This is a genomic window from Haloarchaeobius amylolyticus (assembly GCF_042678045.1).
GTDB classification, from domain to species: domain Archaea; phylum Halobacteriota; class Halobacteria; order Halobacteriales; family Natrialbaceae; genus Natrinema; species Natrinema amylolyticus_A.
In genome coordinates this window covers 349,906-375,457 of the sequence record NZ_JBHUDI010000003.1, presented here as the reverse complement: position 1 = coordinate 375,457, position 25,552 = coordinate 349,906, and the positions used below count along the sequence as shown (strand labels likewise).

Here is a 25,552-nt window from a genome sequence, read left to right as displayed (position 1 = left end):
CACCCGGCGAGCGCTGACGGCTATCGCGGCGGTGAAACGAGACGGCGGCGCTCAGAAGAAGGGAAGAAACGAAAGATCAGTGAACCCAGCAGCGTAGAGCGCCGCGAGCACGACGGCTGCGACGATCCCGATTCGGACGGCCAGTTTGATCGCGATCTTGATCGCAACGACTGCGACGGCGAACGCAGCGAGCGCGGTCAACACCAGCAAGATCGGTGGTGCCGACGTGAGTGCATCGATCATACGTGATCCCAGACGCCACGGGGACGTAATCTTTCTGGATAACGTGACTAATCACCGACAGTGAGTGACTCGAAATGGGGTTCGCGACTCGAGCGACACGCTCGCGAGGGCCGATCGCAGTGTCGTGAAAGAGAAAACCACGCGAGAGAGACCGGTTCTCGTCGCTTACAGTCACTTTCACTCCGGTCTGAAAATCGTTAAGACGGTCGGCGACCTAGCATCTGGTGACCACACAGGCGGCCGTCTCGACGGCCCCAGGAAATCCAGACACGATACGTTACAGAGACATCTATACAAGTACAGTTGTACTACTACAAGGAGAGTAGGGGAAAACACCACGCTTAAGAGGAATACGTGAATACTGAACCTTCGTCACGAATGATCAGAGTCAGGACTCGGATCCACGCCAGAATCGACGCCTTGCAGCGGTGTAGCGACGAGGTGGCGCGCGCATGAGCGACGCCGACCTCTCCGCGGCGGAGCTGACGCTCCCGATCAAGCGCACCGAGGGCGACACGCTCGAGGAGCGACTGACCGACAACGCCTACCACAACATTCTGCCCGCACGCTATCTGCGGAAGAACGCCGACGGCGACCTCATCGAAGAGCAGGAGGATCTCTTCGACCGCGTCGGCAAGAACATCGCGCTCGCAGAAGCCGTCTACGAGGCCGAGAAGCAAGACCTCGAGATCACGGTCACGCCCGACCAGCTCAAGCCCGACCACCCGCGGCGGGACGAACTCGCTGCGGAGGTCTTCGGCGCCGGTACCACTACGGACGAGGATACTGAAACCACGCTTTCTATCTACAACGTCAACAAGTTCGCCTACGACACTATCGTCCCCGAACTCCCCGACGAGATCCGCGAGCACGTCGTGGACGTCGCCGACGAGTTCCAGGAGATGATGGCGAACCTCGATTTCATGCCGAACTCGCCGACCCTGATGAATGCAGGCGACGAGCTCCAGCAGCTCTCGGCGTGTTTCGTCGACTCCCCCGACGACGACATCGACGACATCCACCAGACCGCCAAGGAGGCCGCGCAGGTCTTCCAGAGCGGCGGCGGCATGGGTTATGCCTTCTGGCGGCTCCGTCCCTACGGCGACGCGGTCGGCTCGACTGGCGGCATCGCCAGCGGCCCGATCACGTTCATGCGCACGTACGACCAGATGTGCGAGACGATCGCCCAGGGCGGCGCTCGCCGCGGCGCGCAGATGGGCGTCATGCGCGTCTCCCATCCCGACGTCATCCAGTTCATCCACGCCAAGAACAAGGACGTCTCGCTGGCCGAGACGCTGCGCCTGAACGACCCCGACGACTACACCCACACCTCCTTCCAGGAAGCCTTGGACGAAGCCCGCGAACTCATCGACGACGAGGGGCGGGTCCCCAAGCATCTCCGGAACGCCGTCGAGGGCCATCTCTCGAACTTCAATATCTCTGTCGGCATCACTGACGACTTCATGGAGGCCGTCCAGAACGGCGAGGAGTTTACGTTTACCAACCCCCGAACGGGCGAGGCACACATTGCAACGGAAGAGACGAAGGAGCTCTACGACATGTTCGGCCTCGGAGAATACGTCGAGGTCGGCGCGGAGCTGTCGATCCCAGCCGAGGAACTCTGGGAAGACATCGTCGAAGGCGCTCACGAGAACGGCGAACCCGGCGTTATCTACCTCGAGCGGGTGAACAAGCAACACTCCTTCGACGTCGAGAAACACCCTGACCACCGCATTCTCGCGACGAACCCCTGTGGCGAGCAGCCCCTCGAGGAGTACGAGGCCTGCAACCTCGGCCACATCAACCTCTCGACGCTCGCTGACCTCGAGGCCCCTGACTGGCGCGTCTGGTACGACGAGCACGGCGACGAGTACGACACGCTCGCGGACGCCGTGGACGCTTTCCTCGAAGACGCCGTCGACTTCGAGGAGTTCGATCGGCGCATCGAGATGGGCACCCGGTTCCTCGAGAACGTCGTCACGATGTCGGACTTCCCGGTCGACAAGATCGAACAGAAGGTTCGGGAGATGCGCAAGATCGGGCTGGGCATCATGGGCCTGGCGCAGCTGTACATCCAGCTCGGCATGGAGTACGGCAGCGAGGCCTCCAACGAGGTCGCGCGCCAGCTGATGACCCACATCAACCACACCTCGAAGTGGACGTCCCACGAACTCGCCGAGGAGCGCGGGAGCTTCGACGAGTGGGACAAGTCCAAGTACGCGAACCCAACCGAGTACCGCGAGTGGTTCGAGCACCAGACCGGCCTCGATGCCGACGACTGGGAGGACGGGTTCCCGATCCGGAACCACAACACGACGACCATCGCCCCCACGGGCACCACGAGCATGGTCGGCAACACCACCGGCGGCTGTGAACCCATCTATAACGTTGCCTACTACAAGAACGTCTCCGACGACGTTCAGGGCGACGAGATGCTCGTCGAGTTCGACGACTACTTCCTCCGCGTCCTGAAGGACAACGACATCGACGTCGACGCGGTCAAGGAAGAGGCCAAAGAGCAGATGGCGACCAATCAGTTCAACGGCGTCGAGGGACTCTCGACGGTACCCGACGCCATCGGCGAACTATTCGTCACGACCGGTGATCTCTCGGCGAAAGAGCACGCTGGCGTGCAGGTCGCCTGCCAGGAGGGTGTCGACTCCGCGATCTCGAAGACCGTTAACGCGCCCAACGACTCCACACTTGAAGACGCCAAGGACGTGTTCGAGTACATCTACGAGCACGGCGGCAAGGGTGTCACCTACTACCGCGACGGGACTCGCAGCAAGCAGGTGCTGACCACGCGCGCCGATAACACCGACTTCGCCGACGAGACCGAGGCCGCCGAGGCGCTGGTCGAGCAGATCGACGAGATCTTCGGCGGACTCGAGCAGTTCCTCGAGAGCAAAGAGGTCCAGGACATCCTCGAGGAAGACGTCGACGCGCTGCTGGGCGACGCCGAGCCGATGCAGGTCGACTTCACCGAGAAGCGCGAACGGCCCGACGCCCTCCAGGGCGTCAGCCAGCGCATCGACACCGGCTACGGGAAGATCTACGTGACGATCAACGAAGACCCCGAGACCGGCCAGCCGTTCGAGCTGTTCGCGAACATCGGCCACTCCGGTGGCTTCACCAACTCCTTTACTGAGGCGCTAGCGAAAGTCATCTCGACCTCGCTTCGCTCGGGTGTCGACCCCGACGAAATCGTCGACGAACTCTGTGGGACCCGCAGTCCCAAGGTCGCCTGGGACAAAGGCGAGCAGATCCAGTCGATCCCGGACGCGATCGGCACCGCGATGCGTCGCTATCTCGAGGGCGAGATCGACAAGCCGTACCCGAAACAGCAGACGCTCGAGGAATCGGCTGACGCGGATCCCGTCGAATCCGACGGTCACAAGACCGACGGCGGTGCAGCCGCCGCACAGGGCGGCGCGGATGCCGACGACGACACGACCCAGGACCTCATCGATGCCGGCGAGTCGCCGGAATGTCCCGACTGTGGCTCGATGTCGCTGTACTTCTCCGAAGGCTGCAAGACCTGCGAGTCCTGTGGCTGGAGCGAGTGCTAAGCGCTGACTGAGGCCGTTTCGAGCGGTACCTTTCATTCTGTTTCTCATTTTCCGTCGCTGAACTACCGGAAACACCACACTTAGCACCGGTCGGCGAGAACACGGTCGTATGACTGCCGACAGTGGGGATGGCACCGCTGGTGGCGCTCCCGTGGACGACTCGAGCGACCGAGCGGCTGGCGGCCCTCGCTGTCCACACTGTGAGTCGCCGATGTACAAACGCCACTGCAAGTACGTCTGTCCGCATCACGGGGTCATCATCGATTGTAGCGATCCGTTCCGGTGAGCGCGTCTCAACGCAAAGAGCCCAGTTACCCGTCCGTCGATCGCCTCGAGCCGTCGGCACGCCGTTGAGTCCGTGCTCGGAGCATGCGATAGAGCGGCCCAGCGAGCAAGAGCGCGGCAGCCATCGCACAGCCAAGCGAGAGTGCGAGCCCGAGATCACCGAGGCCACTTGTCGAGACCGTCGCTGCGGAGGCACCGACGACGACCGCGGCGATCGTCCAGGGCAGTTCGCCGATCGCGGTGCCGACGATCAGATACCGGAGTTCGACGCCGCTGACGGCGGCGGCACAGGTTGCGACGTCCGAGGGGATCGGTGCCAGCCGCGAAGCGGTGACGCCCCGTAGTGGGCCCGCCGTGTCGTAATAGCGCGCGACGGTTTCACCGGCCCGCTCGAGCAGACCAGCGTCGCTGGCAGCCGTGGGAGCCGTGTCGTCAGTGAGCCACTGGACCGCGACGAAAACCGGGAGCACCGTCGTGACGACGCCGGCGAGCGCGATGGGAACGCCGGCCGTGACGCCGAAGCCGTAGCCGACGACGACTGCAAGCGGCGTGGTCGGCCAAGCCAACGCCGGCCGCACCAGATAGAGCCCCACGACGACGAGTCCGAACGAAAGTGGGTCCGCGGCCACCGCGTCGACGGTCTCGAGCACTGTCGTCGGCGAGACGAGGACGCCGGCGGCGATCATTCCGGCAACAATGAGCACCCCAGCGAGCGCGCGCGACCGACCAGACGGCACTGACATCACTCGAACCTCTTGCTCGAGCGTTGAAACCTTTGTGACTTTCCCGGTCGCGGTGAAGATAGCGGCAAGTATCGCGACAGTCAGGGAGTCGATCGGCGGGTGGCGACGCGAATCAGCCGAGGAATCGTCATTCAGGTATAACTAGGAGTGTGTGATTCGCCCGCAGTCGCGGACGCAAAGGAAAGGGCTTTTATAATCACACTGGATACGATTGAGTGCAGACAAAGACAGCGAGCGTGGGTAGCCAAGCCAGGCCAACGGCGCAGCGTTGAGGGCGCTGTCCCGTAGGGGTCCGCCGGTTCGAATCCGGTCCCACGCATCGCATAGGTGGAAAACATCCACCATCATCGATGCAGGTGATTTCCCTTCGTGGACATCACCCACGCATAATCCTTTCCGACACTACTCCTGACGAGTGCCAGCCATCTCTAACGGAGTGCACTAACCCGTGCAACGCGAGATGGCGACAGCAACCCAGAGAGTAACCACTTTCCCGCTGCGCTCGAACGGTCACACATGGAATACGTCCCCAGAGAGCGCGTGCGGCTTCTCACCGGTGTGTTGAGCGTGGTATCGCTGGCGGTCGTCTTCGCGGCCGCAGGCGGTCGGATCCCGTCCTCGAGCGTTCCCGCTGCTCCGGAGTGGGTTATCGAGACTATTCCGCTCGTCAACGCCGTGCTCAGCGCGGCCGCGATCGGGACGATTACGGTGGGCTGGCGGGCGATCCGACGCGGGAACGTCGACCGCCACCGGGTCGCGATGATGGCGTCGTTCGGCCTGTTCGTGGGCTTTCTCGTCCTCTACCTGTACCGACTGACCGTCACCGGTGGTCCAGAGCCGTTCCCCGGACCCGAGACCGTCTACCAGTTCGTCTATCTGCCGTTGCTGGCGATCCACATCCTGCTGGCGATCGTCTGTATTCCGTTGCTCTACTACGTCCTCATGCTCGCGTTCTCCCGGCCGGCTTCGGAACTCCCGCGGACGAGCCACGCCCGCGTGGGCCGGATCGCAGCGACGCTGTGGCTGATCTCGTTTGGACTCGGGATCGTGGTGTTCGTGATCCTCCACGTCGTCTATTAACGACCGCAAACGGCGGGCCCGGTCAGTCCAGAATATCGCCGATGCGCCGGGGCTCGCCCTGCAGGTTCGGCTGTTCGGCGACGATCTTCAACACTTCGTGGTCGGTCACGTCGTAGTAGGCTTTCTCGGTGGCTTCCTCGACTAAGTCCCGCTCGAGGCGGAACTCGGTTCCTTCGTAGACAACGTCGACGCCGTCGTCGTCGAACGCGAGCGTAGTCATGACTGGCCGTATGCGATGGGAGTGTAAAAACGGGGCGACTGTCCGCGCTGGCCGACTCACCGGACTGGCAGACACACGTCAGACGGACGGCCGACGACGCGCGAGATTTATTAGGTGATATGTCCTTGTGACGTGAATGTGGCCTTCAGCAGGGATCCGCTCGACGAACTCGTCGTTCCGGACGGAACGGAAACGCAAGAGCGCGACGTCGTTACCGACGGGGACGTCCTCGTCGGTGGGCGCTCGACCGTCGAGTTCGGAGTCCGCGGCCGGAACGTCCTGGCCGGCGAAGGGACCGAGTTCGGCGGCGCGATCGAGGCCGACGGCGACTGCCGACTCGACATGTGGTGTGACGTCGCCGAAAACGTCCTGGTCGGCCAGGACGCTTACATCGGCGAACGCGTCCACGTCGGCGGCAGGCTGAAAGTCGCGGGCGATCTCGACATCGGCGACGACGTCGAGATCGAGGAGGGATTCGAGGCAAACGGCTGGATCGTCATCCGCAATCCGATGCCGACGATCGTCTTCCTGTTCGTCTACCTCAAACACCTCCTGTTGATCGGCGAAGACGACACCGCCCAACAGCTCGTCTCCGAACTCCTCGAGGACGACGCGGACGACGCTGACGCTGAACCGCTGGTAATCCCACAGAACGCGACCGTCGGCGACGACGCCTGGCGCGTCTCGACGCCCGCGACGATCGGCGACGACTGCCGACTCCACGGCAACGTCCGCGCGGAGACGATCGACGTCGGAACGACCTGCAATATCTTCGGGAGTCTCCGGGCACGCGGCGACATCACCGTCGGCGACGGCACGCGAATTCATGGCGACGTTACCACCCGTAACGGCGACGTCGAGGTCGGTGCCGACGCGCGCGTCCTCGGTGACGTCTCCTGTGCCGATCTCGAGCTCGGCCCCGACGCCGAGATCGACGGCACGATCCGTGCCGACGGCGAGATCACGATGGGGACGACCGAACGCGAACAGGAGTAACACCAACCGTTCAGCCGGCCAGCTAACACGGGTCATATCCAGATCGTCCACGAGCCGCGTCGGTCTCTGCTGACACGATTTCCCGCTCATTTGTCGAGAGAAACCCGCTGCGTGGCCATTTCCGATCAGCGATTGCCACCCCTATTCTTAATACCGATACTATGATAGGGGCGGACAGGCATGCGAAAGTTCAACATACATTCACGGAGGGATCGATGAGATCGATCGTGTTGACGAAAGGCGTCCCGGACTTCTCGGAAGGGGCCGTCTCGTTCGACGAGGACGGTCACCTAGAACGGGGAAAGACGCCGACCGTGATGAACCCGAACGACGAGTTCGCGTTGCAGGCCGCACTGCAGACGAAGGTACGCCACGGCGGCCACGTCACCGGCATGAGTATGGGGCCACCAGGGTACGCCGACGTCTTGCAAGGGGCGATGGAGACGGTCTACACCGACGATAGCTATCTCCTCTCCGACCGGGAGCTGGCCGCCTCCGATACGTGGGCGACGGCGATCACGTTGAGCGCCGGCCTCGAAAAATACCAGGACGAAATCGCGGATATCGATCTGGTCTTTGCCGGGTTCAAGACGGCAGACGGGGAGACCGGCCAGACCGGCCCACAGACCTGCTGGGCGATGGATTGGCCGATCGTCACCCACGTCATCGCACTCGATATCGATCCCGACGAGCGGACGCTGCGTGCGAAACGGCTCGTCGAGGGCGATATCGACGAGGTCGAAACCGTGGAAGCCCCGTTGCCCTGTTTCGTCGTCACCGATCCCGAGTTCGAGCCGACCTACCGGAAGGCCTCACATCGACTGACACACAAGGAGTTGCGAGCCGAGACGGAACGGCGAGCCACGAACCACGACGACTATCTGACGACGTGGGATCATACCGACCTCAACCTCGATCCCGACTACATCGGGCTCGACGGCTCGCCCACGATCGTCTCGTCGGTCGACCCGATCCCCAAAGCGCCGTCCGATCGGGAGGCTACGATGATCGACCCCGACGAGGACGACATGAGCGACGTGCTCGAAGAAATGCAGCCCTACGCTGCGGAGGCAGGTGATTGACATGACAGCCATCGATCCGGACGACCACACCGTTGACGAACTGACCGACGAACTCGAGACGATCGACGACGTCGACGATCTCCAGGCGATCTTAGAGGCCGAACGGACGGGCCAGGATCGAACGACGGCTCGCGAGGCGATCCAGGACCGGCTCACAGAACTCGGCGTCGATCACGAGGGCGTCGAGGAGGACACGGAGACGGAAGGAGAGTACGAGGAGACGACGGAGGATGTCGGCGACGAAGCGGCGGACGAAGCCGCTGACGAGGAGGAGACCGACGAGTCGGACACAGAAGACGCCGAACCGGAAGCAGACGACGACCTCTCTCACCCGACCCGCGACAAGAAACACGTCCGGGCGCTCGCTGACGGCGAGTACGCGGACATGTGGGTCTTCTGTGAGACCCAGGGTGGCGAGTTGCTCGACGTCTCGAAGGAGATGCTCGGCAAGGCCCGCGAACTCATGGACGGCTTCGCCGACGACTACGGCGACGAGGAGGACGTGGTCGCCTTCCTGATGGGCAACGATTGCGAGGGACTGGCCGAGGAGTGTATCGCCTATGGTGCCGACGTGGCGGTCTATCACGACGACGAGCGCCTCGAGCGATTCCTGCACAAACCCTACACCGAGATCGCGGCCCACATGGCCCGTGGCAAGGGCACGGTCGAGAGTACCGACTGGCGTGACTACGACGAGCCACGATACATCCTGTTCCCAGCGACGAACAACGGTCGGGACCTCTCGGCGAAGGTTCAGGCCGAACTCGATTCCGGGCTGGCCTCGGACTGTTCGGACCTGTTCATCGAGGAGGAGGAGGTGTCGAATCCGGTCAAAACCGGCGAGCCCGGCGTCAAAAAGACCTTCGAGAAGGTCTTGCATATGAAACGGCCGGACTTCTCGGGCTTCGAGTACTCGACGATCCTCTGTCTGGACAATCCGGATCGGGATTTTCATCCGAAGGGGTGTTCGATCATCCCGGGCAGCTTCGAACCCATCGAGCGCGACCCCGACCGCGAGGGACTGGTCATCGAACACGATATGGAACTGGACGAGGACTGGTTCCGCGTCGACATCACGGACTACGACCGCCTCGAGGCCGGGATCGATCTCACTGGTCACGACGTGATCGTCTGTCTGGGCCGCGGGATCGCCGACGACCCGACGGCGGGGATGGAACTCGGCCTCGAGCTGGTCGACGCCTTCGAGGACGCCGAACTCGGCATCACACGTGGGATCGTCACCTCCTCGTATCAGTTCGAGGGCCACGTCGAGGCGTACTCGAAGGAGGAACGTCAGATCGGCGAGACCGGGCAAGTCGTCGCCCCCGACGTCTACATCGCGGCGGGTGTCTCCGGTGCGGTCCAGCACAAGGTCGGCATGGACGAATCCGACACGATCGTCGCGATCAACACCGATCCCGACGCCCGGATTCGGGACTTCAGTGACTATTTCATCGAGGGCGACCTCTTCGAGGTCCTGCCGCGGCTGACCGAGGCCGTCGAATTGGGTGAGCCGGGACTCGAGCCCGAGGCCGTCGCCGACGGAGGTGACGAGTGATGGCGGCCGGAACGGACGTCTACGAACACTACGAGGCCGTCGTCGTGGGCTGTGGTCCAGGTGGCGCTGCGGCGGCTTCGCGGCTGGCAGACCACGATATCGAGACGCTCGTCCTCGAACGCGGAACGGAAGCGGGTGCGAAGAACGTCTCCGGCGGGCTGATCTACGCCGAAGACTCGGCCCCCTACACGATCGACGACCTCTTCGACGGCTTCCGCGAGCGTGCGTCCGAGCGACCGGTCACGGACTACTACATCCACAACGTCGCCGGCAACACGGTCAAAACCTACGACCTGACCGACCTCCACGAGCACGACACCGACTGGTGTGATTCCGTGTTGCGTCGGGAGATGGACACCTGGCTCGAGCAACGCATCCACGAGAAGACCAGCGAGACCGGCGGCGGCGTCCTGACGAACGTCCGAGTCGACGGCCTCCTGCGTGAAGACGGGGAGATCGTCGGCATCACCTGCGACGAACTCGACCCGATCAAGGCGGACCTGATCGTCGCGGCCGACGGCGTCAACTCCGAGCTCGCCCGCGAGGCGGGACTGATGGACTGGGAGGAGCCCGACGAGTGGTTCCAGGGCGTCAAGGCCATCGTCGACATGGACCCCGACGCGATCGACGACCGGTTCGACATCGGGCCCGACGAGGGGGCCGCCCACCTGTTCTCGGGCGACCTCTTCAGCGACGTCCGCGGTGGTGGCTTCCTCTACACGAACGAGGACTCGCTGTCGATCGGGACCGTCTTCCACCTCGATAGTCTCGTCGAGCAGGAGGCCGAGCCCCACGAACTGCTCGATGCCCTGCTGACCCACCCGATACTGGCGGGCTGGTTCAAAAACGAGTACCACGAGCGCGAGTACGCGGCGAAACTCGTCCCCGACTCGAAGAAGGTCGCCCACCGAGAACCGTACCGCGACCGGCTCGTCCTCGTCGGCGACGCTGCCGGCCAGATGCAGGCCCAGGGGCCGATCATCAAGGGGATGAACCACGCCGTCACCGCGGGCGCGCTCGCGGCCGACGCCTTCGCCGTCACCCGTGGCAACCGCGATCCGGAAGCCGCCGGCCGGCGCTATACGAAGCTGCTCGAGGACTCCGGGACGATGGACAAACTCCGGCCGCGGCGGTACGAACTCAGTCGGAGCGTCAGCGAACGCGACGCCGTGACGAACGCGGTCGAGCGGGTGCTGGACTCGCCGATCGGCTCACTGGCAGTCGGCAATCCGATCGCCGACCGGCTGCTCGAGCGGGCGTACAACTCGCCGTTTTTGGTGTCGATGCTGCCCGACACGAAGACCGGCTACGTCTCCCTGCCGACGCTGATCGCCGAGGAACACGGCAAGACGATCTACTGGGACAGCGACGTCGAGCCACCGAGCCTTGAGGAACGTATCGGCGACCTCACGTACGATACCGACGTCGGCAACCCACACATCGAACTGCTCGACGAGTCTTACGAGGCGAGCGGTGCAGCCGTCACCGCCTGCCCGGTCAGCGCCGAGGATTTCGGCGGTGGCTGTTACCGGTCGGAGACGGTCAAGACCAACGGCACCGCGGAGACGGTGGTCAGCCTCGACACCCAGCCCTGCGTCGAGTGTGGGACCTGTGCGATCGTCGCCGACACGGCGTGGGAACACCCCCGCGGCGGCAAGGGCGTCGAGTTCCGCGAGGGATAAGATGAGTCGGTACGGGCCTCGAATCGCCGCGCTCGCACGCCGTGCCGAACGCGAGCGGGCAGCGTTCGATAAGGCCGAGACGCAACCGGACGGCGATCCGGGCCCGGAGGGCCCGACGAGTCCCAACGACGCCACCGCCTACCTCCGGGCAGGCGCGGGCCAGGCCATCTGGCTCTACGTCGAGGCCCGAACCGGCGGGCGATTGGTGCCGTTCTCGGCGGCCGAACTCGCCGCCCTCGAGACCGCGATGAACCGCTGGCTCGAGTGTTACACGCGCTGTCACGGTGTCGCCCTCGAGGCCGAGTTTACGGTTCGTGAGGCGGCAGAACTGTTGCTCGACACCCGAAATGTCGTCGACACGGCACAGCTGTTGACCGGCGTCCCGGATCGACGTGCCCGCCCGCGACCGACGCAGTGATGTAGGGCGGCGCTCTCGGGCCGAAAAACGGGGGATCTCACCGTTTTGCACCTTCCCGTACTTGACTCCCACGCAGGAGACGGGTATTCGATTATTCCGGTTGAGCACAAAGTCAGGATGATGGCACGAGACGATCGGTTATCCCGACGACGGATGCTTCAGTTGACTGGTGTGGCTGCATCGACAGCGGTTGTCGCAGGCTGTGGTGGCGGTGGCAACGGAAACGGAAACGGAAACGGCAATGGCAACGGTGGCGGCGGTGACGGCGATGGCTTCGAAATCGAACCCGGAACGGAGATCGATTTCAGCGGCCAGACGACCCACTGGGAAGGGCTCGCACCGTCTGACATCGAGGGAGAACAAAACCCGACGCTCATTCTCCAGGAAGGCGAAGACTACACGATCGGCTGGTCGGAAGGCGACGGTGCAAACCACAACATGGAGATCCGTGATTCGAACGGAGAGGTGCTCAACGACCTGACCACCGGCGATCCCGTTTCGGATCCGGGCGAGGATCAGTTCCTCGATTTCACGGCAAGCAGCGACATGGCCACGTATAACTGCGAACCCCACCCGCAGATGGAAGGTGAGATTCAGATGGGTGGCAGTGGCGGCGGTGGCGGTGGCGATGGCGGCAACGAAACCGACGGTAACGAAACCGACAACGAGACAGGGAACGAAAGTAACTGACCCCCTCGACGAGTTAACTGTCGATCGACCCTCGACGTGGGTTGTCCCAGCAGTGCAGGCTAAGACGCCACGAGTCGTCGTGGCTGACGACAGCGACCGTCTCGAGGCCGAGACGGAACCATTGTTCTGTCGAACGCAGGTCCGGCCGTCTCATACGGTCTGCTGTCCCGAGTTACCGGCGCACCCGCGACCCGTCCTGCGGGTGCGCCGGCACTGACTGACAGTAATCCGTCTCAGTAGATGAGTTCGTCGTCGTTCTCGACCATGTACAGCGTCCGTGCTGCGATGTTGACCGTGTGATCGCCGACGCGCTCGAGGTCACGAATCGTCAACAGGAGCCGCGAGACGTCCTGGAGGAGCTGTTCGACCTCGTCGGGCGACTCGAGTTCGCGCTCGATGAGATCACGGACGACGATCTCGCTGGCTCGTTCGGCGAAGTGATCGAGTTCGTCGTCACGGGTCGCCAGTTCGCGGCAGGCGTTGGTGTCCTCGGTGTCGTAGGCGACCATCGCGTCCTCGAGCATGTCGAGCGTCAACTCACCCATTTCCTGAACGTCGACGTCGGGGAACAGATCGCGCTCGGCGTCGAACGTGTACTCGCCGAGGTTAGTCGCGAGGTCGCCGATTCGCTCCAGGTCGGTGATGATCTTGAACGAGGCGGCAATAAAGCGCAGATCGCTCGCGACCGGCTGCTGCAGCGCGAGCAGGTCGATACAGTCCTGCTCGAGATCGAGGTACATCCGGTTGATCTCGCCGTCGCCTTCGATCACTTCGCGGGCGAGGTCCTCGTCTTTCTGTTCCAGGGCGTCCAGTCCCATGCGAAGCCGTTCCATGACGACTTCGCTCATGTAGAGGACATCCTCACGGAGTTCCATGAGCTTGTCCTGATACGATTGTCTGGCCATACCGTTTTCACGGTGTCCGTTCCTGATAAAGGCTGCGTGCGGTACCAATTCTAGCGACGACTCAGACGGTCTGCTGTCACTGATTCCCGGCGCGATCACAGGACGGCTCGCGGTCGCGTCGGAACTGACTGACAGCAGTCCGTATCAGACGTGAGACTCACCCTATCGCCCGTCGATCCTCAGATCCATTTTGGGGGTCTCGAGCGATTGTGGGGTCGTGCTACCGGAACCACTCGAAAACCGGTTTCGACGCGAACGAGGGCGGCCGATACTCGAAGTCGTGTTTCATTGCGAGCAACCCGACGAGAATCGTGGGTACTGTAACGGCTGATACGAGTGTGTTGAGCAGCAACCAATCGATCGACAGTCCGTACAGTGTCTGGTTGGCGGGAGCGAACAGTCGGATGCCACCGGACAGGGCATCAAGGACGATGTGTGATCCGAACCCGATAGCAGCGGCCCGCGGGGGACCGAAATACGAGAGGAGAGCAACCACGATGACGCCACCGAGAAGCGAGTGCGTGAGGGCCCGATGACTCCACAGGGCACCGCCGACGTATCCGAGTTCGACGAGCGGCCGAAAGACGAACGAATCGCTATCGGGGACGGTAGCGGCGAGCGCCGCGACGAGGTACGGCTCGGGCCGGCTGGACCGAAAAGCCAGCATGACCAGTGCCAGACCGACCAGGATGTGAACCCCAGTGGCGACCATCGCTTCCGACTCATGCGATGGCGGAGGATAAACACCGTAGTTAGCAGAAGACACTTATGAGACGTTCTGACGGTCTCTTTCGACCGATGTGATTAGTACTGAATACACACATCGTAACTGAAGCGGGCAGTTCGAACGGACCGTCAAACCGAACAGAACACGACGATAGCGACTATCCGAACTTCCCGGTAATGTAGTCCTCGACGCGTTGACTCTCGGGGTTCTCGAAGATCTTGTCGGTATTGTCGAACTCGGCGAGTTCGCCCCCGGTCAGGAAGACGGCCGTCTTATCGGAGATACGGGCGGCCTGTTGCATGTTGTGGGTGACGATGACGACCGTATACTCCTCGGACAGTTCCTCGATGAGGTCTTCGACCTTCGAGGTCGCGACCGGGTCCAGTGCCGAGGCCGGCTCGTCCATCAACAAGACATCCGGATCAGGTGCGATCGCGCGGGCGATACACAGCCGCTGTTGCTGGCCACCCGAGAGGTCCAGCCCGCTCGAGTCGAGTTGGTCTTTGACCTCGTCCCAGAGCGCAGCGCGGCGGAGCGCCTTCTCGACGATCGCGTCATAATCGCCTTCGATCCCCTGGACGTCCAGGCCGTAGGCGACGTTGTCGTAGATGCTCTTGGGGAATGGATTCGGCGACTGGAAGACCATCCCGATCTTGCGCCGAAGGACGACCGGATCGACATCGTCGTCGTAGACGTTTTTCCCTTCGAAGTTCAACTCGCCCTCGATTCGTGCAGCATCGACGAGGTCGTTCATCCGGTTGATACACCGGAGGAACGTCGATTTGCCACAACCGGACGGACCGATGATCGCCGTGACCTTCTCGGCCGGGATTTCGATGTCGACGCTCTGCAGCGCCTGCGTCTCGTCGTAGAACACGTCGAGGTTCCGGGATTCGATTACTGTCCGGGTTTCTCCCCCGGAGCCGCCCGACTGGCCGGTGTCGATCGACGAATCGACGAGCGGATCGCTCGTTTGATTCGATCCCTCGAGGTCGGTCGATTGGCTATCAGTACGGCTGTCCGGGTTAGTCATTGAATCTTGTGTCATAGGTCACTCTCGGCGTTGATACTTGTTACGAATCAGGATTGCAGCGCCGTTCATGAGCAGGAGAACGACCAGTAGCGTGACAACGCCAGCTGCCAGCACACCGTGTCGGAACGCGGCGTCGATCTCGCCCGACCAAGTGTAGATCTGGCGCGGCATTGCGCTGAACTTGTTCGTGAACGAACTCGGCGCAATGCGAACGACCGCTGGCGCGCCGATGATGAGTAACGGTGCCGTCTCACCGATCGCTCGCCCCATCGCGAGGATGTTGCCAGTCATAATACCGGGCAGTGCTTCCGGAAGGACGACGTTGCGTGTCGTCTGCCACTTGGTCGCACCCATGCCGTAGGATGCCTGACGCATCGAGTCAGGGACGGCGCTGATCGCCTCTTGCGAGGAGATGATGACGATCGGAAGGATCAACAGCCCGACGGTGAACCCGCCGACGAGGGCGGTTCCTGAACCGAGCCCGCCCGCTCGGATGAACAGTGCGAGCCCGAGAACCCCGTAAACGACCGACGGGACACCCGCAAGGTTCCCGATGTTGACTTCGATCAGGCTGACGAGCCGGCCCCAGCGACCTCGTTGCGGGGCGTACTCCTCGAGATAGAGTGCGGCGCCGACGCCGACCGGGAACGCGGAGATGACGATGATGAGCAACATCATCACCGAGCCGACCAGCGGTGGATAGAAGCCAGCGTCTTCGGGCGTCCGCGAAGGTGCGTTCGTCAGGAATTCCCAGTCGAGCCACGGCGTTGGGCCGGCAAACCCGAGCGTGTCCGTGAGGACGACGCTCGCGACGATCCCACCGACGACGATCAGCGGGAACGCGAGCCCTGACACGCCGGCCCCACGGCGGACGATGCTCTCGACGTAGAGACCGACAGGGACGGCGGTGACCGTAACGAGCAGCATCCAGACGAACGGGGTGATGCCGACGACTGGTGCGACGCCGAATCCTGCCGCCGCCCCGACGAGCGTCGGTACCGCAGCGATCGCACCGTCACGGTTGTTCTCGCGCTGTCTGCGGACGAACAGGCCGACGACGACTGCGACTGGCACGACGAACGATCCCAGCAGCGCGAGCGACTCCGTTGGTAACATCGGCAGCGAGAGGATGAGTCCAGGAATGAACCAGAGCGCGAGCGCTGGCACAGCCACGACGGCCACGAGTCGCTCGAGGTCGGCTTCCGTCCGAACGCGGCTGTGGGCGTACACGATCCCGCCGGCGACGACGAGCGAGACGAGGATCGAGAGCCACTGATAGACGCTGACGACGTGTTCGAACGTGATGAACACCCCGCCAGTGAGCAGCAGCGAGACGACCGGTAAGCCGAGCGCGATGGTTGCTGTCTCTCCCGCTCTCGTATCACGCGTATAGTAGTAACCGATCGCCCCGAGGGCGGGGATGACGACCGTCCCGATGGTTACGAGAAGCCACCCCGTGTCCGCCGAGAGGGGCCGGAAAGCGTCGTTCGCGACGTACAGGAGGAGCACGAAGACGGACAACAGGGCCAGAAGGGTCGCACTGAGACAGAGCGTCTTGAACGCCTGGCCACGGACGCGGCTGACTGCCTCGTCCGTTCCGTACCACGTCCTGGTCTGCTGGTCGGTCGCCATTATCGGTACACCTCCATCATCTCGTCGGTGTCACTCATTGGTACTCCTCCTGATAGCGTGCTGCGACGTAATCGCTCGCGAGGTTCATCACGAACGTGATGACGAACAGCGTCAGTCCGAGTGCGAACATACTCAAATACGTTGCCGAGCCGCCGGTCGCGTCACTGGTGACGGCGCTGACCATACCCGCGGTCATCGGCTGTCCCGAACTGAGCAGGTTGTCGAGTGGGTTCGCAAAATTGAACATCCGCGGTCGCAGTCCGGCGGCCATGACGACGATCATCGTCTCGCCGATCGCCCGTGAGAGCGCGAGGATGAACGACGAGAAGATGCCGGAGATGGCAGCCGGAATCACGACCCCGGTTGACACCTCGTACTTCGTCGCTCCCATCCCGTAGCCCGCCTGCCGGAGCGAATCCGGGACGGAACTCATCGCGTCTTCCGACAGCGACGAGACCATCGGGATGATCATGATCCCGACCATGATCGACGCGGACAGCAGATTGAACGTGCTGACGGGGATGCCGATCGCCTGGAGCGCAGGCGTCAGGTAGACGAGCGCCAGATAGCCGTAGACGACCGTCGGAATCCCGGCGAGGATCTCGAGTGACGGTTTCAGGATCGAGCGCATCCGATCGCTGGCGTATTCACTGAGGTAGACGGCGGCTGCGACGCCGATCGGCACCGCGACGAGCGCCGAGACGAAAGTGATGACAAGCGTCGCGGTCACGAGCGGCCAGACGCCGAAGGTCCCGCCGTCCGAACGGACGAACCACTCCGTTCCGGTAAAGAACTCCACCGGAGAGACCATGCTGAAGAACGTGAGCGCGTCGGCTGTCAGCGTGTAGATGATCGCCGCTGTAACGAACACGGTCAGCGCGGCACAAGCGAACAGCAGCCACTTGTAGATGCGCTCTTTGACGACTCGACCCGACGATGATCGTGTCAAGTCGACGTCTATCGATCGTTCACTCATTTGTGGGGCGTAGTTGACTTACCATCGTGAATCGTTCGATTCGCTCCGTCAGTTCGCTTCGCTCTCGAGTTTGTCGAGGTTCGACTGGGCCTGCTCTTCGCTCATGGGGACGTAGCCAACATCGGAGATGACGTCGGTCGAGGACTGCTCGATGTAGAACTCGACGAAGTCGTAGACCACATCTTGCTGGAGCGCTTCCTTGTTGACGTAGATGTACAGTGGTCGTGCCATCGAATACGCACCCGACTGCGCTGCGTCGATGCTCGGTGCGGTACACTCGCCGTCTTCGGTCTCGCGGACCTCGAGTGCCTTGAGCTTGTCTTCGTTCTCCCGGTAGTACGCGTAGCCGAAGTAACCGATCGCGTTTTCGCCCGACGAGATGCCCTGAACGAGTTCGTTGTCGTTTTCGGTCTTCTCGTACTGCTCGACGTGACTCCCATCCTCACCGATGACGTTGGTATTGAACCAGTCGAACGTCCCGGACGTAGACGGCGGACCGTAGCGTTGGATCTCCTCGTCGGGCCAGTCAGAGTTGACGTCGGCCCACGTTTCTGCGCCGTCCTCGCTCCAGATCTGGGCGAGTTCGTCGTAAGTGACACAGTCGACCGGCGAATCGTTGTGGACGGCCATCGTGACCGCGTCTTTGCCGATCTGGAACTCGACGGGTTCGACGCCCTCGTCGTTGCAGTCCTCTACCTCGGCGTCCTTGATCTGCCGCGAGGCACCGTTGATGTCGGAGTTACCGGGACAGAAATTATTGCTGAACCCGCCACCGGTCCCGGTCGAGTCGGTAGTGACGTTCACGCCGTCGTTTTCCGCCATGAACTCTTCGGCGAGTCTGTCGGACACCGGGAACACCGTACTACTTCCTGTGACGACGACACGCTCGTTCCCGCCGCCGTCCGCGTTTTCGGTACAGCCGGCGATCGCAGCGGCGCCCACTGCGCCCGTCGCGGCCAGGAACTTTCGTCGAGAAAACGAGCGACCCGAACGATCCATCTGGGTATCGGTCATCAGGTGAACGTTCGACTGTGTATAGAAATACGATGCTATGTTAGATATATACTTCTATATAGATCGGTGCCCCTCCTCATGGCTCATCCAGCGAAGAACAATTCCGCTCTATTGCACGGCTAGACGCGTGAATGACGGTGCTGGAACATATGGTTGCGTTCACCATATCTTACATAGCCGACTATAGTTGGTATGGACTATAGTTTTGCAAAATCTATAGTGGGCGTCTGTCTAGACGGGATATCGTTGCCACTCCCAAAAAACCGTTCCGATACAGTGGTACTGTCGCTTCGACACCCACGGCAAAGACATCGGTCGATTCAACTCGTCCCTGTTCGGCCGAAGCCGACCTTAGTACGTTATGTTCCGACGATCTCCGCGAGTGTCTGCAGATTCGTCTCGGTCTGCTCGTCGCTCGAGGGGACGTAATTGACCTCATCTGTGATCCAGTCTGCCGTCGAGTTCTCGAGATAGGAACCCGTTGATATACCAATGGATTCTGAAAACCGTTTCTCACTCGATCGTCTGCATCGTCGTCAGGCGAGCAGTTCCTCGCTACTCTCGAGTGCGTAGAGTGTTCGGGCGGCCACGTTCACTGCGTGGTCGCCGACCCGCTCTATGTCGCGGACGATCACGAACGTTCGCGAGACGTTGGTCAGGACGGCCTCGAGCGGCCACTCGTCGGACTCGTCCGAGAACGCCGTCCCGGCTCTGACTGCATCGCCGTCGACGCGGAGGTCGACGAGCGTGCGGACGATACGTTCGGTCACGGCCTCACAGCGAGCGTCGAGTTCGGCGTCCCGGTCGGCGACCGCGAAACAGGCGTCGGCGTCGTCCGTGACGAACGCCTCGATCGCGTCCTCGACCAACTCGAGTGCGAGCGCGGCGATCCGCTCGAAATCGACGTCGGGAAGCGTCGGTGCGGACCCGGTCGACGCCAGCGTGTACGCCGCCAGGTTGGTCGCGAGATCGCCCATCCGCTCGAGGTCGGTGACGATCTTGAACGTCGCGACGACGCTCCGGAGGTCACCGGCGACCGGTTGGTACAGCGCCAGCAGGTCGAGACATTCACCTTCGATCTCGAGCGAGCGGCGATTGACGGCCTGATCGTCCGCGATTACTTCGCGTGCGAGCGCACGATCGCCGGCGAACAGCGCGCTGAGCCCGTCCGCGAGCTGGTCCCGGACGAGATCGCCCAGCGCGATGACCGTCTCGCGAAGGCGCTCGAGGCGGTCCTGATAGTCCTCGCGCGTCATCACCCGAACTTGCCGGTGACGTAGTCCTCGACGCGCTGGCTCTCGGGATTCTCGAAGATCTTGTCGGTATCGTCGAACTCGACGAGTTCGCCGCCGGTCAGGAAGACGGCTGTCTGATCAGAGATCCGTGCGGCCTGTTGCATGCTGTGAGTGACGACGATGACCGTGTACTCTTTGGCCAACTCCTCGATCAGGTCCTCGATCTTCGCGGTCGCGATGGGGTCCAGTGCCGAGGCCGGCTCGTCCATCAGGATGACATCGGGATCGACGGCGAGACAACGCGCGATACAGAGTCGCTGTTGCTGCCCACCGGAGAGGCCGAGCGCGTTGTCGTCGAGACGATCGCTCACTTCCTCCCAGAGTGCGGCTTGCTTGAGACAGCGTTCGACAAGTTGCTGTTCACGATCGGTCGAATCGGTGCCACGCAGCCGAGCGAGCAGTCCGGTCTCGAGTTCGCCGTGCTTTCGCGGGCCGTAGGAGATGTTGTCTCGGATTGATTTGGGGAACGGGTTGGGCGACTGAAACACCATCCCGACGCGTTTCCGGAGTTCGACGAGGTTGATGCCGTCCTGATAGATCTCTTCCCCGTCTAGTTCGACCGATCCCTCGACGCGGGCGCTTTTGATGCGGTCGTTCATCCGGTTGAGACACCGGAGGAACGTCGACTTCCCACAACCAGAGGGCCCGATCAGCGCAGTCACGCTGTTCTCGGGAACCTCCATCGTAATCCCTTGTAGCGCCTGCTCGTCTCCGTAGTAGACGTCCAGATCCTCGACCGAGAACTTCGGGTCACCCTGGAACTCGTATTCAGTCCACTCCGGCTGTATCTTCTCCTGGGACTCACCGGCTGTCGTCTGCGTAACGCTATCAGTCGATTGTCGATTCGATTCCGCTGGTTCTTGTGGTTCGTTCATTCGATTGCTCATGCGTGTAGCTTTTTCCGGAAGTACATCCGCGTCATAATGCCGATTACGTAGAACGAGAGGACGACAAGCAAGAGAACGAACGCTGTCGCCCACCCGTATCCTGGGTCATCACCCACGACACCGGTCGTGATCGCTCCGTACAGCTGATAGGGAAGTGCGCTCGAGCCACTGAGCAACGCGTCGTTCACGATAAACGGTGGCGTCGCCGTGAACTCGAACGAGCCGAGGACGGCCGGCGCGAACTTCCGCTGTGGGTTGTCGGCGGTGACGATCAGGATCGGTGCCGTCTCGCCGGCGATTCGACCGATACCGATGATGACGCCGGTGACGATGCCAGGCATCGCCGACGGAATGGTAACCTCCTTGATCGTCTCCCACTTGGAGACGCCAAGCGCTGCGCTGGCGTCACGGTACTCGTCGGGGACGCTCTTGATCGCCTCGCGGCTCGTGATCAACACGAGCGGGAGCAGCATGAATCCGAGGACGATCATCCCGGCTAACAGGCTCGTATTGTTCCCGAGTCGAGGAACGAGGAATGCGTAGCCGAACAGGCCGAAGACGACGCTGGGGGTGCTCCAGAGGCCGTTCGTCGCGACCTCGACGACGGACGTGAACCGTCCCTGTTCGGCGTACTCGGTCAGGAACACTGCCGCGCCGACGCCGATCGGAACCGCCAGCACGACGGCGCCGACGACGAGCCAGAACGTGCCGACGATCGCCGGGAAGATGCCCTTCTGCCCGAGGAACACATCGTATCCGTCCATCACGAAGGGCCAGTGGAAGTGCAGGCCAGGCCCGATCTCCATCCCGTCGACGGCGTACCAGAACCCGTTCTTGACGATGAACGCGATCAACAGGACCAAAACTAGCAAGATGAGCGCAGCGTTGGTCCCGATCAGGAAGAACGCCCCCGCCTGACGGCCGGCCGCGCCGAATCCTTGAAACGCGTTGGCAGCCGCCCACGCCCCGACGAAGGTCGCGACGATCGTCAGCAGCGGGACGAAGACGGTACCGAAGAACGTCACGCCGAATCCGGCCGGGCTGAACGTCCAGCTCGGATCGATCACATCGAACAGGAACAGCCCGCCGATCAGGAGTGAGAACAAGCCCGACGGAACGGTCACCCCAAAGTCCTCGCGCGCAAACAGGATCGAACCGGCGACGAGGACGCCGACCACCGACGCGGGAAGCGCCCAGCGAACGCCACCGAGTCCGAACGTCTGCGACGCGGTCAGACCGATCGCGCTGAAGGCGACGAATCCGAATCCGGACGCGACGCCGACGCCGGCCGATCGATCTGGCGTCGTGTCGACTATCTCGAGTCGCGACGCCGCTCCGGTTGCCAGAAGACAGGCACCGGAAGCGAACAGCAACGCGGTGAACACCGTCTCAAGTGCGAGCCCGAAGAGCGGCGACTCGAAGCCAAGCCATCCGGCCAGCGTCGCACTGCCGACGACGAACGCGACGAGAAACAGCCCGATCGGGACGACCGAGAGTCCCGTCAGCGTTGGAGAGTGCTCGACGGTCAACGCGTTCTGTGACTGGTACTGCAGCGAACGTTCGCTCATAGGTCACCTCCGAGGTTCCGTTTTACGCGCGCTTCGATTATCTGTGCAGTGACGCTCAACGCCATAACAGTAATAAACAAGATCACGCCGGCCGCGAACAATGCCTCCCTGTGAAGGCCGTGTGAGTTACCGTACTGGCTGGCGATGAGGCTGGTTAGCGTAACTGTGTTTCCGAATACGTTGTACAACGGCTCTGGCAGTTCCATGATGTTTCCGAGGATAACGGTCGCCGCCATCGTCTCTCCGACCGCTCGACCAACGCCGAGCAGTACCGCGGCTGAAACCCCGGAAAAGGACGCAGGAATCGTCACGGTCTTGATCGTCTGCCACTCGGTTGCACCGATCGCGACGGCCCCGTCTTTCATGTGATCTGGAACGCTCGCGATCGCGTCCTCAGCGACAGAGGCAACTGTCGGTAGCGCCATCAGCCCGACGACGACGCCGACGACGACGATGCTGCCGATCGAGGAGAGGCCGAAGTTGTCCATCATGTAGCCGTTGATGATCGTAAAACCGATGAACCCGTACACGATCGACGGAATCCCGGCGAGCGTTTCGACGGCAGGCTTCACGATCTCGTGGGCCCACGGCGGTGCGATTTCGCTGATGAAGATCGCCGATGCGATTCCGAGCGGAGCGGCGACGATCGTCGCCAGGATGGTCGTAAGACCGGTCCCCCAGATAGCCGGGTACAGCGAGTATCGGTCGTTGGCGCGGCTCCAGAAATCGCCGTCGGTGTAGAGGATGTCGAGCCCCATGTGTCCGAACGCGGGAAGCGAACGGATGAACAGGAAGGCGATGATGAGAACGAGAACGAGCGCCGTCGAAACGGTCGCGAGGAACATCAGTCCTTTCGCAGTTCGTTCCTGGTAGGCGAGCCAGCCGTACCCGACGACCGCGAGAAATGCGATGACGAAAAACACCGTGAGCCACGGTGCTACCAGAAACGTCAGCAACGAACCCCCAAGCGAAGCGCCGGCGACGAGACGCAGGAGCGATTCCCTCCGATCGTCGCCCTCGTCGATCTCCGACTGATCACCTCTCTGTAATGTGTTACTCATTTATAATGGAATAGTGATGGTTGCGTGAGCGGTCGTCCGCCTGCGCTGGTTAGTTACTCGGCTCGGGAAGTTTGCTCAGTTCCTCCTCGCGACGTTCGTCCGTCAACGGGAGATAGTCTGCCGGTTCGACGAACTGCTGCTGTCCGTAGGGGTGCAGGATCATACGGATGAACGCGGCTTCCTTCTCGGACGTGTCCTCCCACGTGTAGCAGTGTAGGTCTCGAGCGAGCGGATACTCGGGTTCGGCCATCTTCTCTCGCGTGTACTCCGTGCCGTCGATCACGAGGTTAACCATCGGCGCCTGGTCCGAGACGAACGCGAGACCCGCGTAGGCGATGGCGTTGTCCGACTGCTCGAGGGTCGTCTGGACCTGCTGGTTCTCGCCCTTGCGCGAGTCGACTTCCATCTCGGCGTCGGGATCGCCGAGGACGTTGTTCCGGAACGACGTGTCCGTCCCGGAGCCCTCGGCGCGACCGATGACCTGAACTTCCTTCGACGGCCCGTCGTAGGCTTCGACCTCGGTCCAGTCCGAAATCTCGCCCTGGTAGATGCCCTGGACCTCTTCGAGCGTGATCTTGTCGAGGCCGTCGTCCTGAACGGCTTTGCTCACCATGATCGGCTGGGCGTCAACGGCAACGACGTGGTCGACGAACGGCTCGAGTTCGCTCTCGCTTCGGTCGGGGAACTCCGCCGAGACAGGCGCGCTCGCATCGCCGATATCGACCTGTCCCTCCTCGAGTTTCTGCAGCCCGACGCCAGTGTGGTTCAGTCCGATCGACGTCTCGAACGGTGGCTTGCCGCTGTCGTTTGCCTCGAAGCCGTAGAGACCGGCCCAGTAGTCCGCAAGGTTCTCGTCGGAGTCGATATCGTACTGACCCGGGCCCCAGTACTCCTCGTCGTCGGCTGGCGGGTTCGAATTCCACAGCGATCCGGCCTTGCTGGTGATCGGATAGACGGTCGAGGACCCGTCGGCCGACAGTGAGCCCTCGCTGCTACCCTCGCTTGCGTTCCCGAGACAGCCGGCGGCTGCCATCGATCCGAGAACGCCGGTCGCAGCGATGAACTTCCGTCGCGATACCCCGTCAGCAGAGCGCCCGAACTGGTTGTCTGCCATCACGTGAGGAATTCGGGAGGCTATAAAAATACGATGCTATGAGCCATATATATGGATCAGTTGTCACATAGTTCTATAATATCTATATGGTACTATAGAGCACTACCGGTGATTGGCTCATCTGATCTCCTGTCACTGCTTACTGGTGCAACTGCGACCGTCGTGCAGGTGTACTGGAATTGACTGACAGAAGTCCGTATCACACTCAAGCATTCGCGAATCGTGGCTTGATCGGCTGATCGCGACACTCACTTACAGCCGGCGGTCTAACGCGAGGTATGGTTTCGCTGCAGGGGATCGCAGTCGCGCTGGTGGGAGTCGCAGCCGTGCTCGGCTGTGCCGGTGTCGTCTACCGAGACGCGGCCCAGAACGAGGTCTCGAGACCCATACTTTGGGCGGGCGTCGTTGGCGTCGCATGGGGCAGTGCGCTGGGTCTCTATCTCTCACCGCTCGCCGTGCCGATTCCCGGCCTGCTCGTGATGGTCGTCGGTGGGCCGGCGCTGTATCTGTTCGAACGCGACGACGTGACACACGGCGACGAGCCCGCCGATCCGTTCTCGCTGCCGGGCGGTCCCGGCGATGACTCCTCGAGTGACCAACGGACCGACGAATGACGGACCCTCCGGCGGCGACGTCGAGTGTTCTCGAGCCCTGGTCACCAAGCGGAGCGAGAAAGCCGTCGATGCGTTCAGCTTCGTAGCTCAGCTGTTCGGTTTCTCTATACTGTAATAAAGATCAACATATAGATCTATTACTAACCATATAGTCGAAAAT

The 25,552-nt window shown here is 62.1% G+C and carries 24 protein-coding genes and 1 tRNA gene; 11 read left to right on the top strand and 14 right to left on the bottom strand.

What is annotated here, in order from left to right:
* Positions 1–51: 51 nt before the first annotated feature.
* Complete coding sequence (locus ACFR99_RS05650) at positions 52–243, bottom strand: hypothetical protein (protein WP_390285193.1); 192 nt, start codon at positions 241–243, stop codon at positions 52–54.
* Positions 244–695: 452 nt separating this feature from the next.
* Between ACFR99_RS05650 and ACFR99_RS05645 the strand changes: the two genes are divergently transcribed.
* Positions 696–3,812, top strand: a complete 3,117-nt coding sequence (locus ACFR99_RS05645) for an adenosylcobalamin-dependent ribonucleoside-diphosphate reductase (RefSeq protein ID WP_390285191.1) — start codon at positions 696–698, stop codon at positions 3,810–3,812.
* Positions 3,813–3,921: 109 nt separating this feature from the next.
* A complete protein-coding gene (locus tag ACFR99_RS05640) occupies positions 3,922–4,098 on the top strand; it encodes an HVO_2523 family zinc finger protein (RefSeq protein WP_390285189.1) in 177 nt (58 codons plus the stop codon).
* 25 nt (positions 4,099–4,123) lie between these two features.
* Here ACFR99_RS05640 and ACFR99_RS05635 read toward each other — a convergent pair whose 3' ends face one another.
* Entirely contained in the window at positions 4,124–4,840 is a 717-nt protein-coding gene (locus ACFR99_RS05635; RefSeq protein ID WP_390285187.1) for a TVP38/TMEM64 family protein, read from the bottom strand.
* A gap of 234 nt (positions 4,841–5,074) precedes the next feature.
* On the opposite strand from ACFR99_RS05635, the gene ACFR99_RS05630 reads away from it, so the two are divergent.
* Both ACFR99_RS05630 and ACFR99_RS05625 read left to right on the top strand, forming a co-directional pair.
* Positions 5,075–5,159: transfer RNA gene (locus tag ACFR99_RS05630), tRNA-Leu, on the top strand.
* Positions 5,160–5,356: 197 nt separating this feature from the next.
* The gene (locus ACFR99_RS05625) at positions 5,357–5,920 is read left to right on the top strand and encodes a DUF420 domain-containing protein (protein WP_390285185.1); all 564 of its coding nucleotides are present in this window, start codon (positions 5,357–5,359) and stop codon (positions 5,918–5,920) included.
* Between the two features lie 22 nt (positions 5,921–5,942).
* On the opposite strand, the gene ACFR99_RS05620 is transcribed toward ACFR99_RS05625, so the two are convergent.
* Entirely contained in the window at positions 5,943–6,140 is a 198-nt protein-coding gene (locus ACFR99_RS05620; protein WP_390285183.1) for a DUF5800 family protein, read from the bottom strand.
* A 138-nt stretch (positions 6,141–6,278) separates the two neighbouring features.
* Between ACFR99_RS05620 and ACFR99_RS05615 the strand changes: the two genes are divergently transcribed.
* The 6 genes from ACFR99_RS05615 (at position 6,279) to ACFR99_RS05590 (ending at position 12,566) form a co-directional block, all read left to right on the top strand.
* Complete coding sequence (locus tag ACFR99_RS05615) at positions 6,279–7,136, top strand: acyltransferase (protein WP_390285181.1); 858 nt, start codon at positions 6,279–6,281, stop codon at positions 7,134–7,136.
* A 215-nt stretch (positions 7,137–7,351) separates the two neighbouring features.
* On the top strand, positions 7,352–8,218 hold the full coding sequence (locus ACFR99_RS05610) for an electron transfer flavoprotein subunit beta/FixA family protein (protein WP_390285179.1): 867 nt from the start codon (positions 7,352–7,354) through the stop codon (positions 8,216–8,218).
* Between the two features lies 1 nt (position 8,219).
* On the top strand, positions 8,220–9,776 hold the full coding sequence (locus ACFR99_RS05605) for an electron transfer flavoprotein subunit alpha/FixB family protein (protein WP_390285177.1): 1,557 nt from the start codon (positions 8,220–8,222) through the stop codon (positions 9,774–9,776).
* Entirely contained in the window at positions 9,776–11,458 is a 1,683-nt protein-coding gene (locus ACFR99_RS05600; RefSeq protein WP_390285175.1) for an FAD-dependent monooxygenase, read from the top strand. The genes ACFR99_RS05605 and ACFR99_RS05600 overlap by 1 nt, the downstream gene beginning before the upstream one ends.
* A gap of 1 nt (position 11,459) precedes the next feature.
* On the top strand, positions 11,460–11,876 hold the full coding sequence (locus tag ACFR99_RS05595) for a hypothetical protein (protein ID WP_390285173.1): 417 nt from the start codon (positions 11,460–11,462) through the stop codon (positions 11,874–11,876).
* A 153-nt stretch (positions 11,877–12,029) separates the two neighbouring features.
* Positions 12,030–12,566, top strand: a complete 537-nt coding sequence (locus ACFR99_RS05590; RefSeq protein ID WP_390285401.1) for a plastocyanin/azurin family copper-binding protein — start codon at positions 12,030–12,032, stop codon at positions 12,564–12,566.
* A gap of 233 nt (positions 12,567–12,799) precedes the next feature.
* On the opposite strand, the gene phoU (ACFR99_RS05585) is transcribed toward ACFR99_RS05590, so the two are convergent.
* The 11 genes from phoU (ACFR99_RS05585) to ACFR99_RS05535 all read right to left on the bottom strand — a co-directional run bounded on the left by phoU (ACFR99_RS05585) (position 12,800) and on the right by ACFR99_RS05535 (position 24,778).
* Positions 12,800–13,471 carry a phosphate signaling complex protein PhoU gene (gene phoU / locus ACFR99_RS05585; protein WP_390285171.1) on the bottom strand — a complete coding sequence of 224 codons (672 nt, stop codon included), beginning with the start codon at positions 13,469–13,471 and terminating at the stop codon, positions 12,800–12,802.
* A gap of 220 nt (positions 13,472–13,691) precedes the next feature.
* Entirely contained in the window at positions 13,692–14,183 is a 492-nt protein-coding gene (locus ACFR99_RS05580) for a metal-dependent hydrolase (protein ID WP_390285169.1), read from the bottom strand.
* Between the two features lie 172 nt (positions 14,184–14,355).
* Complete coding sequence (pstB, locus tag ACFR99_RS05575) at positions 14,356–15,246, bottom strand: phosphate ABC transporter ATP-binding protein PstB (protein WP_390285167.1); 891 nt, start codon at positions 15,244–15,246, stop codon at positions 14,356–14,358.
* Positions 15,247–15,249: 3 nt separating this feature from the next.
* Positions 15,250–16,863 (bottom strand): phosphate ABC transporter permease PstA, encoded by a 1,614-nt coding sequence (pstA, locus tag ACFR99_RS05570; protein WP_390285165.1) that lies wholly within the window; start codon positions 16,861–16,863, stop codon positions 15,250–15,252.
* A 34-nt stretch (positions 16,864–16,897) separates the two neighbouring features.
* On the bottom strand, positions 16,898–17,839 hold the full coding sequence (gene pstC, locus ACFR99_RS05565) for a phosphate ABC transporter permease subunit PstC (RefSeq protein ID WP_390285163.1): 942 nt from the start codon (positions 17,837–17,839) through the stop codon (positions 16,898–16,900).
* A gap of 48 nt (positions 17,840–17,887) precedes the next feature.
* Positions 17,888–18,853, bottom strand: a complete 966-nt coding sequence (locus ACFR99_RS05560) for a phosphate ABC transporter substrate-binding protein PstS family protein (RefSeq protein ID WP_390285161.1) — start codon at positions 18,851–18,853, stop codon at positions 17,888–17,890.
* Between the two features lie 536 nt (positions 18,854–19,389).
* On the bottom strand, positions 19,390–20,109 hold the full coding sequence (gene phoU, locus ACFR99_RS05555) for a phosphate signaling complex protein PhoU (RefSeq protein ID WP_390285159.1): 720 nt from the start codon (positions 20,107–20,109) through the stop codon (positions 19,390–19,392).
* The gene (pstB, locus tag ACFR99_RS05550) at positions 20,109–21,035 is read right to left on the bottom strand and encodes a phosphate ABC transporter ATP-binding protein PstB (RefSeq protein WP_390285157.1); all 927 of its coding nucleotides are present in this window, start codon (positions 21,033–21,035) and stop codon (positions 20,109–20,111) included. The genes phoU (ACFR99_RS05555) and pstB (ACFR99_RS05550) overlap by 1 nt, the downstream gene beginning before the upstream one ends.
* Entirely contained in the window at positions 21,032–22,603 is a 1,572-nt protein-coding gene (pstA, locus tag ACFR99_RS05545) for a phosphate ABC transporter permease PstA (RefSeq protein ID WP_390285155.1), read from the bottom strand. Before pstA (ACFR99_RS05545) ends, pstB (ACFR99_RS05550) begins: the two co-directional genes overlap by 4 nt.
* Positions 22,600–23,664, bottom strand: coding sequence for a phosphate ABC transporter permease subunit PstC (pstC, locus tag ACFR99_RS05540; RefSeq protein WP_390285153.1), 1,065 nt, complete (start codon positions 23,662–23,664; stop codon positions 22,600–22,602). Before pstC (ACFR99_RS05540) ends, pstA (ACFR99_RS05545) begins: the two co-directional genes overlap by 4 nt.
* Before the next feature lie 49 nt (positions 23,665–23,713).
* On the bottom strand, positions 23,714–24,778 hold the full coding sequence (locus ACFR99_RS05535; protein WP_390285151.1) for a PstS family phosphate ABC transporter substrate-binding protein: 1,065 nt from the start codon (positions 24,776–24,778) through the stop codon (positions 23,714–23,716).
* A gap of 278 nt (positions 24,779–25,056) precedes the next feature.
* Between ACFR99_RS05535 and ACFR99_RS05530 the strand changes: the two genes are divergently transcribed.
* Positions 25,057–25,392: a hypothetical protein gene (locus tag ACFR99_RS05530; RefSeq protein ID WP_390285149.1), complete on the top strand. Its 336-nt coding sequence runs from the start codon at positions 25,057–25,059 to the stop codon at positions 25,390–25,392.
* Positions 25,393–25,552: the final 160 nt, after the last annotated feature.